The 7,079-nt window shown below is 68.8% G+C and carries 7 protein-coding genes and 1 pseudogene; 3 read left to right on the top strand and 5 right to left on the bottom strand.

Annotated elements, in window-relative coordinates; genetic code table 11:
• Nucleotides 1-1,520 (top strand): annotated as a pseudogene (locus RTY46_RS07265) (glutamine-synthetase adenylyltransferase); the annotation flags it as partial.
• A gap of 366 nt (nt 1,521-1,886) precedes the next feature.
• Here RTY46_RS07265 and RTY46_RS07260 read toward each other — a convergent pair.
• The 3 genes from RTY46_RS07260 to RTY46_RS07250 all read right to left on the bottom strand — a co-directional run bounded on the left by RTY46_RS07260 (nt 1,887) and on the right by RTY46_RS07250 (nt 4,060).
• Nucleotides 1,887-2,450, bottom strand: coding sequence for a queuosine precursor transporter (locus RTY46_RS07260; RefSeq protein WP_312707487.1), 564 nt, complete (start codon nt 2,448-2,450; stop codon nt 1,887-1,889).
• Nucleotides 2,451-2,540: 90 nt separating this feature from the next.
• A complete protein-coding gene (locus tag RTY46_RS07255; protein WP_312707486.1) occupies nt 2,541-3,035 on the bottom strand; it encodes a hypothetical protein in 495 nt (164 codons plus the stop codon).
• Nucleotides 3,036-3,100: 65 nt separating this feature from the next.
• Nucleotides 3,101-4,060, bottom strand: coding sequence for a mitochondrial fission ELM1 family protein (locus RTY46_RS07250; RefSeq protein WP_312707484.1), 960 nt, complete (start codon nt 4,058-4,060; stop codon nt 3,101-3,103).
• Nucleotides 4,061-4,190: 130 nt separating this feature from the next.
• On the opposite strand from RTY46_RS07250, the gene RTY46_RS07245 reads away from it, so the two are divergent.
• Both RTY46_RS07245 and RTY46_RS07240 read left to right on the top strand, forming a co-directional pair.
• Complete coding sequence (locus RTY46_RS07245; protein ID WP_108761050.1) at nt 4,191-4,781, top strand: malonic semialdehyde reductase; 591 nt, start codon at nt 4,191-4,193, stop codon at nt 4,779-4,781.
• Between the two features lie 83 nt (nt 4,782-4,864).
• Nucleotides 4,865-5,572 (top strand): YceI family protein, encoded by a 708-nt coding sequence (locus RTY46_RS07240; protein ID WP_312707483.1) that lies wholly within the window; start codon nt 4,865-4,867, stop codon nt 5,570-5,572.
• Between the two features lie 79 nt (nt 5,573-5,651).
• Here RTY46_RS07240 and RTY46_RS07235 read toward each other — a convergent pair whose 3' ends face one another.
• A complete protein-coding gene (locus tag RTY46_RS07235) occupies nt 5,652-6,053 on the bottom strand; it encodes a hypothetical protein (RefSeq protein ID WP_312707482.1) in 402 nt (133 codons plus the stop codon).
• Between the two features lie 201 nt (nt 6,054-6,254).
• A complete protein-coding gene (locus tag RTY46_RS07230; protein ID WP_312707481.1) occupies nt 6,255-7,052 on the bottom strand; it encodes a siderophore-interacting protein in 798 nt (265 codons plus the stop codon).
• Nucleotides 7,053-7,079: the final 27 nt, after the last annotated feature.

The following is a 7,079-nucleotide window of genomic DNA, read 5'->3' as shown; positions in this document are numbered from 1 at the left end:
CCGAATTCGCCGCATTGCTGGCGCCGCGAAAAGGCCAGGCCGCGCCCGATGCACTGGCCAGCTACTGGCGCAGCCTGCCCGAGGGCAGCAATGCCGAACTGCTGGCCGAAGCCGGTTTCTTCGACGCCAACGGTGCCGACCAGTCGCTGCGCGATTTCGCCCAGAGCACAGGCGTCAAAGCGCTCTCCGACGGTGCCCGCGCGCGCCTGGATCGGGTGCTGCCGGCGCTGCTGCATGCCGCCACCCGTTCGCCGCAACCCGATGCCGCGCTGAAGCGCGTGCTGGGCCTGCTGCAGGCGGTCCTGCGCCGTACCAGCTACCTGGCGCTGCTGGACGAACAACCCAGCGCGCTGGCGCGGCTGGTGGATGTGCTGGCGCGCAGCGCGCTGCTGGCCGAGCGGCTGGCCGCCTACCCACTGCTGCTGGACGAACTGCTGGATGTACGCGTGTCTGGGCCGATGCCGGCCTTCACCGGCATGCTGGCCGAATGCCGGCAGGTGCTGCCGGTGGAAGACCCCGAATCGCAGCTGCGCTGGTTGAATGAAACGCGGTTGGCGCTGAGTTTCCGCATGGCCATGGCCACGCTGGATGGCCGCCAGGGCGCGGTGGACAGCACCCGGCAACTGGCCGAACTGGCGCAGGCGGTGGTGATGACCGTGCTGGCCCTGGCCGAGGCCGATATGCACGCCGCCCACGGCCAGGTGCCCGGCGGGCGCTTTGCCATCATCGGCTACGGCAGCCTGGGCGGTCTGGAACTGGGCTTCGGTTCCGATCTGGACCTGGTGTTCCTGCACGATCACCCGGCGGGCATCGAGGCCAGCGATGGCCCGCGCCCGCTGGAACCGGGGCGCTGGTACGCACGTCTGGCGCAGAAGGTGATGGCGCTGTTGGGGGCGGTTACTGCCGCCGGCCGCCTGTACGACATCGACGTGCGCCTGCGCCCCGATGGTGGCAAGGGCTCACTGGTGTCCTCGCTGGCCAGCTATACCGAATACCAGCGCGAACGCGCGTGGACCTGGGAACACCAGGCGCTGGTGCGCGCGCGCGGCGTGGCCGGCGATGCCAGCCTGCTGGCCGATTTCGAACAGGTGCGTGGCCAGACGCTGGGCCGCATGCGCGACCTGCAGACCTTGTATGCCGATGTGCTGAAGATGCGTGGGCGCATGCGCAGTGAACTGGACCGCAGCGATAGCGGCCGCTTCGACCTGAAGCAGGGGCGTGGTGGCGTGGTGGATCTGGAGTTCCTGCTGCAGACCGGCGTATTGGCGCGCAGCGCACAGCAGCCCGCGCTGCTGCAGCCGCGCGATACGCCGTCGCTGATCGACGCACTGGCCGCTGCGGAGTTCCTGCCTGCAGAAACCGCGCAGGCGCTGCATCGCGCGCACGCCGCATTGCTGCATGTGGGGCTGGCCTGCACGCTCGATCGCCGCCCGCGCCTGGCCCCGCCCACGCCCGCCATTGAAGACGCCTGCAGCGTGATTACCGCCGCGTGCGTGGCCGCCGGATTGCCGTTCGCGTGATGCGCGGCCGGCCGGGAGCCCGCTCTGGGGAACCCGCGCTTGGTAGGTGCCAACCTTGGTTGGCACGCACGCAACCCGCGGGCCAACCAAGGTTGGCCACTACCGGGTCATGCGGCCGGCTGGAAATCCGCTTTGGGGTGGCCGTTACCGGGTCATGCGACCGGCCGGGAACCCGCGCTTGGTAGGTGCCAACCTTGGTTGGCACACGCGGAACCCGCAGGCCAACCAAGGTTGGCCACTACCCGGTCATGCGGCCGGCTGGGAATGCGCTCTTGGTAGGTGCCAACCTTGGTTGGCACGCACGGAACCCGCAGGCCAACCAAGGTTGGCCGCTACCGGGTCATGTGGCCGGCCGGGAACCCGCGCTCAGCGCAGCTCGCTGCGCAGCGGCGCCATCTTCCACAGCAACGCGCGGAACGGGGCCAGCAGGCAGACGCCGATGGCCAGCTTCACGGCCAGGTCGCCTGCGGCCCAGCTCACCCACGGCAGGCTGGAACCGGCAAAGGCGATCGACCAGAAAATGGTGGTGTCCACCGTGGCGCTGCAGGTGGTGGCCACCATCGGTGCGCGCCACCAGCTGCCACGGCGCAGGCGGTCGAACACGGTGATGTCCAGCAGCTGCGCCACGATGAACGCCGAGCACGAGGCAACGGCAATGCGCGGGGTGGCCACCCACACCGACAGCACCACCGCCACCAGGAAACCGATCCACGCCACGCGCCGGGCCGGACCCGGGCCGAAGCGGCGGTTGATGAGGTTGCTGACCAGGAACGCCACCGGGTAACTGAAGGCACCCCAGGTCAGCCAGTCATTGATGGGGTACTGCACCAGCACGTTGGACAGCAGCACCACCGCGCCCATGGCCAGCACCGCCAGCACGAGGGCGCGCGGGGTCAGCGGGGCAAACACGGGGGCAGGACGCACGGACATGGCGAGCCAGGGGGAACAGTGGACCGCCCATTATCCGCCCGGCCCGCGGCAAAGCCAAAATGATCGGTTCAGCTTTGCGGCTGCGCGTGCTCAGTCGCGCGTATCAAAAAGATCGCGCGGGCCGCTCGCCTCAGGTACGTATTCCAGAGGCCGCCCTTGGCTGTCGCGTACCTGCCAGCCCTTGCCCGAACCGGCCGGTTCGAAGTTCACCGCCTGGCCGACGCTGAACTGCACTGCCGGGTCACCTGCGGTCCGGTCCCACTGCATCGATGCGGTGTTCTGCGGATTGTCCGCGTCCTGCAGCAGCACCTCGCGGCGGCCATCCACCGTGGTAGCAATGGCGCTCACCCGCATCTGCGGCAGCTTCACTTCCGTGCCTGGAGCCGGCGGTCGGCCGGCGTCCTGGGCGTCCCTGGCGGCAGCGTCGCGGGCAGCGGCCAGCATGGGCGCCGACATCGCCAAACGGGGTCCTTGCGGACGGGTCTCCTGCAGGATGATCACACGACGGTCGGCGTGGGCCGGGGCCATGTGCAGCAGGCCGGCGCAGGCCAGCGCGGCCACGGCGGTCAACGGCAGGGTGCGCATCCTTTCCTCCTTGGGGGAAACCAGGGCAGCGGGCAGCCGCCCGCGCGTCGATCATACGCGCGTCCCTACGCCACGGTGAGCCGCGCGCGGATGTCCGCCGCCACCCGCGCGGTCTCGCGCAGTGGCTTGATCGCCGCGCTCTGCCAATCCAGCCAGCGCGCCTGCAGGCGCCCGCGTGCGTGCAGTTGCTGCTGGAAGCGGGCCAGGCGTCCCTGCGCGGTCCCGGCCAGCGCCACCGCCACCGGCAACCGCGTGGCGCAGGCTTCAGACAGCAGGTTCACCGAATCGGGCGAGACCACCACCCGCTGCGCCCAGCCCAGCAGGCCGGCGTAGGGGTTCACGCCATCGCCGCCGTCGCCCCAGATCACGTGCGGCAGGCCGGCGAAGATGGCGCGCAGCATTTCGGCCAGCGCCGGCGGCGTGCGCCGCGAGGTGGTGGCCAGCAGGCTGCCACCTTCGCTGCGCACTTGTTCGGCCAGCGTCTGGAACACGCGCACCATGCCGGCTTCGTCCCACGGTGCCAGCGGCGTCGGCCCGCCCACCAGCAAGGCGGTGCGCGGGCCGGGCAGGGCACCGAAATCGGCAAAGGCGGCGCGGCCCAGGCTCAGCCAGTCATCGTCCACCGGGTTCAGGCTGCCCAGCAGGGTCAGCACGTTGCTGCCACGCAGGGCATCGTGTTCGGGTACCACCAGCAGATCCCAATGGCGGGGTGCCATGCGCGGGTCCAGGATCTGCACCACCTGGCTGCCGCGTGCACGCAGCACACGCAGTGCGCCGGCGGCCTGGCGGCCACAGCCAATGGCCAGCGGCGGCGGCTCGGCCGCCAATGTCGCCAACGCCTCACCGTAGCCGCGCACATCACCCGGCAGGCGGTGCGGCGACAGCCAACGCCACGGCGCGCGGGGCTGCAGAACCAAGGGGCGGTGGGTGCCCAGGCGCAGGGCCGAGGCCAGCGCCACGGCCTGGCGCACATTGCCGGCACGGCCGTCGGTGATCGTCCACGGCGCGCTTGATCGTTTCACCATTGGCATTAATTCGTTTCAGCCCTGCTGGGTGTTGCAACAGTCGCGACACTCTACACTGCGGTTCATTGTTTCGCGCCGCAGCCCCTGCGTTGCTTCGCCCTTTTCCCTGTTGCTGCCCTGGAGATCCACGATGTCCCACGCGCTTGACGCTGCTGCACTGGACCAGCTGTTCCGCACCGCCCGCACCCAGAATGCATTCACCGACACGCCGGTGGACGACAGCCAGCTGCACGCGCTGTACGAGCTGCTGAAGTGGGGCCCGACCGCCGCCAACGGCAGCCCGGCGCGCTTCGTGTTCGTGAAGTCGGCCGAAGCCAAGGCCAAGCTGGCCCCGGCCCTGTCCGAAGGCAACCATGACAAGACCCTGGCCGCGCCGGTTACCGTCATCGTGGCCTTCGACGAAGATTTCCACGAAAAGCTGCCGTACCTGTTCCCGCACACCGATGCCAAGGCCTGGTTTGACGGCCCGCGCGAAGGCCGCCACGAAGGCGCGTTCCGCAACGGCAGCCTGCAGGGCGCGTACCTGATCCTGGCCGCGCGCGCGCTGGGCCTGGATGCCGGCCCGATGTCCGGCTTCGACAATGCCAAGGTGGACGAAGCGTTCTTCGCCGGCACCAGCATCAAGTCGAATTTCCTGGTCAACCTGGGTTACGGTGATCCCTCGGGCCTGTTCCCCCGTCTGCCGCGTCTGTCGTTCGACGAAGCGGCGCGCATCGCGTAAGTCGCTGTCTCGGTTTCGGCCCAGCCACCTTGGCGGGCCCCTGCTGCACCGTGTACCCACCCTACGATCCGGAGAGTTTCCTGATGAGCGCCACCCGTAAACTGCTGCTGCCGCTGGCCCTGACCCTGGCCATTGCCGCCTGCTCGAAGCCGGCCGACACCGCCGCCCCGGCCGCTGATGCCGCCGCCCCGGCCACCACCGAACAGGCCGCCACCCCGGCCGCCGACGCCGCCGCTGCGGCCCCGGCTGCCGAAGCGATCCAGATCGCCTCGGGCACCTACAAGCTGGACCCGACCCACACCGACGTGCTGGCCCAGTGGAGCCACTTTGGCTTCTCCAACCCCAGCGCCCACTTCGGCAACGTGGAAGGCACCCTGGTGTACGACGCCGCCGACGTGACCAAGAGCACCGTGGAAGTGAAGCTGCCGCTCAGCGGCCTGAACAGCTTCACCGCCAAGTTCGACGAGCACCTGAAGAGCGCCGACTTCTTCGACGCTGCCAAGTTCGCCGATGCCACCTTCAAGAGCACCAAGGTTGAAGCGGCCGGCACCAACAAGCTGACCGTCACCGGCGACCTGACCATCAAGGGCATCACCAAGCCGGTCACCCTGGACGTGACCATCAATGGCGGTGGCGAGCACCCGATGGCCAAGGTGCCGGCGGCCGGCTTCGACGCCACCACCACCCTGAAGCGCAGCGACTTCGGCGTGGGCGCGTACGCCCCGAACGTCAGCGATGAAGTGAAGATCCGCATCACCACCGAAGCCACCGGCGAGAAGCCGGCCGCTTGATGTAACCCGCTCACTCGTCGTGAGAAGGCAGAAGGCCCGCTGAAAAGCGGGCCTTCTTTTTTGCGTGGGGCTCCTGCTATCACCGCTGCGCGATCAACCATGCGGCGCACGCGTCGCTCGGGCTCTGCTTGGCCTTCACCGCCATGGCGCTTACCCGCACGAAGGTCTGCGCGGCCTGCGCCACCACCTGGCGGGCAATCAGTGCGGCCTGCTTGGTGGCGGCCTGCTGCTTGCGCAGCTGCACGATATGCACGGAAGGGCGGCCGGCCGGTGCGTACTTCTGGTCGCGGCGCAGCACGTCGGCCACCTGGGCCACTTCGAATTCGGCCTGCAGGTAGCGGTGCTCGGCGTCCAGCAGTTCGCGCAGCGGCGCGCGCAGGGCGGCGGCGTCGGCGAAGGCGGCCAGCGCCGTATCGCAGGCGGCGTCATCGGCAAAACGGGTGCGCAGCTTGTCGATGCCGGCCAGGGTCAGTTTGCCCATGGTGGGCCTCACAGGTGCGGGAAAGGAGCGCGATTGTGGCAGAGATCGTGGCGATGCGTTTCTGTAGAGTCGAGCCGTGCTCGATTCCATGGAACCGCAGTCGAGCATGGCTCGACTCTACAGAACAGCGGCAGTCGAGCATGGCTCGACTCTACAGAACAGCGGCAGTCGAGCATGGCTCGACTCTACAGAACAGCGGGGTCAATCGCCGTCGGTTTCGTCCGGGTGGGCCTTCCAGTAGCCGGTGGAACGAATCCAGTCGCGCGGTACGCCCAGGTGGCCTTCCAGGAACTTGCGCATCATGCGCGCGCGGCGCGATTCGGTGGCAATCCAGTAGAAGGTGTCACCCTCGGGGGCTTCGAAGTCGGTGAACTGGTCTTCCAGCAGGGTACTGGTGGCCGCCGGGAAGCCGTTGCGCTCCAGCCAGTGGATGCGCACGTTCTCGTACTGCGGCAGGTCCTGGCGCTCGTCTTCGTCGCCCACTTCAATCCACGCCTGCACTTCGGCATTTTCCGGCAGCACGTCCAGCCAGCGGGCGATGGCCGGCAGCGCGGTTTCATCGCCAATCAGCACGTAGGCATCGTAGGTGTCGGCCACCACGAACGAACCGCGCGGGCCGCCGATGGCCAGGGTGTCGCCCGGCTGCGCGCGCTGTGCCCACGGCCCGGCAATGCCCTGGTCGTGCAGCACGAAGTCGATGGCCAGTTCGCCGGTTTCGTGGTCCCACCAGCGCGGGGTGTAATCGCGTGCCGGCGAATGTTCCTTGCCCTCGGGGTAGCGCGGGCCCTCGGCGGTCATGGTGGGCAGCACCATTTCGCCGCTGCTGTTGGGGAAGAACAGCTTGATGTGGTCGTCGGCGCCGGGCGAATCGAAGCCGGCCAGGTCGGCACCGCCCAGCACCACGCGGCGCATGTGCGGGGTTACGGTTTCGGTGCGCAGCACGGTCAGCTGGCGGAAGCGCACATCCAGGCGCAGTCGCTTGTTTTCATGGTCGGTCATGTCAGTACCTGTAGCGGTAAGGTCGCG

The sequence above is a fragment of the Stenotrophomonas sp. genome (assembly GCF_032056425.1).
Taxonomy (GTDB): domain Bacteria; phylum Pseudomonadota; class Gammaproteobacteria; order Xanthomonadales; family Xanthomonadaceae; genus Stenotrophomonas.
This window is presented reverse-complemented; position numbering and strand designations above follow the sequence as displayed.

Excerpts from the sequence above, each read along its gene's own strand:
- RTY46_RS07260 (WP_312707487.1), bottom strand. The coding sequence starts at position 2,450 with ATGTCCGTGCGTCCTGCCCCCGTGTTTGCCCCGCTGACCCCGCGCGCC.
- RTY46_RS07255 (WP_312707486.1), bottom strand. The coding sequence starts at position 3,035 with ATGCGCACCCTGCCGTTGACCGCCGTGGCCGCGCTGGCCTGCGCCGGC.
- RTY46_RS07250 (WP_312707484.1), bottom strand. The coding sequence starts at position 4,060 with ATGGTGAAACGATCAAGCGCGCCGTGGACGATCACCGACGGCCGTGCC.
- RTY46_RS07245 (WP_108761050.1), top strand. The coding sequence starts at position 4,191 with ATGTCCCACGCGCTTGACGCTGCTGCACTGGACCAGCTGTTCCGCACC.
- RTY46_RS07240 (WP_312707483.1), top strand. The coding sequence starts at position 4,865 with ATGAGCGCCACCCGTAAACTGCTGCTGCCGCTGGCCCTGACCCTGGCC.
- RTY46_RS07235 (WP_312707482.1), bottom strand. The coding sequence starts at position 6,053 with ATGGGCAAACTGACCCTGGCCGGCATCGACAAGCTGCGCACCCGTTTT.
- RTY46_RS07230 (WP_312707481.1), bottom strand. The coding sequence starts at position 7,052 with ATGACCGACCATGAAAACAAGCGACTGCGCCTGGATGTGCGCTTCCGC.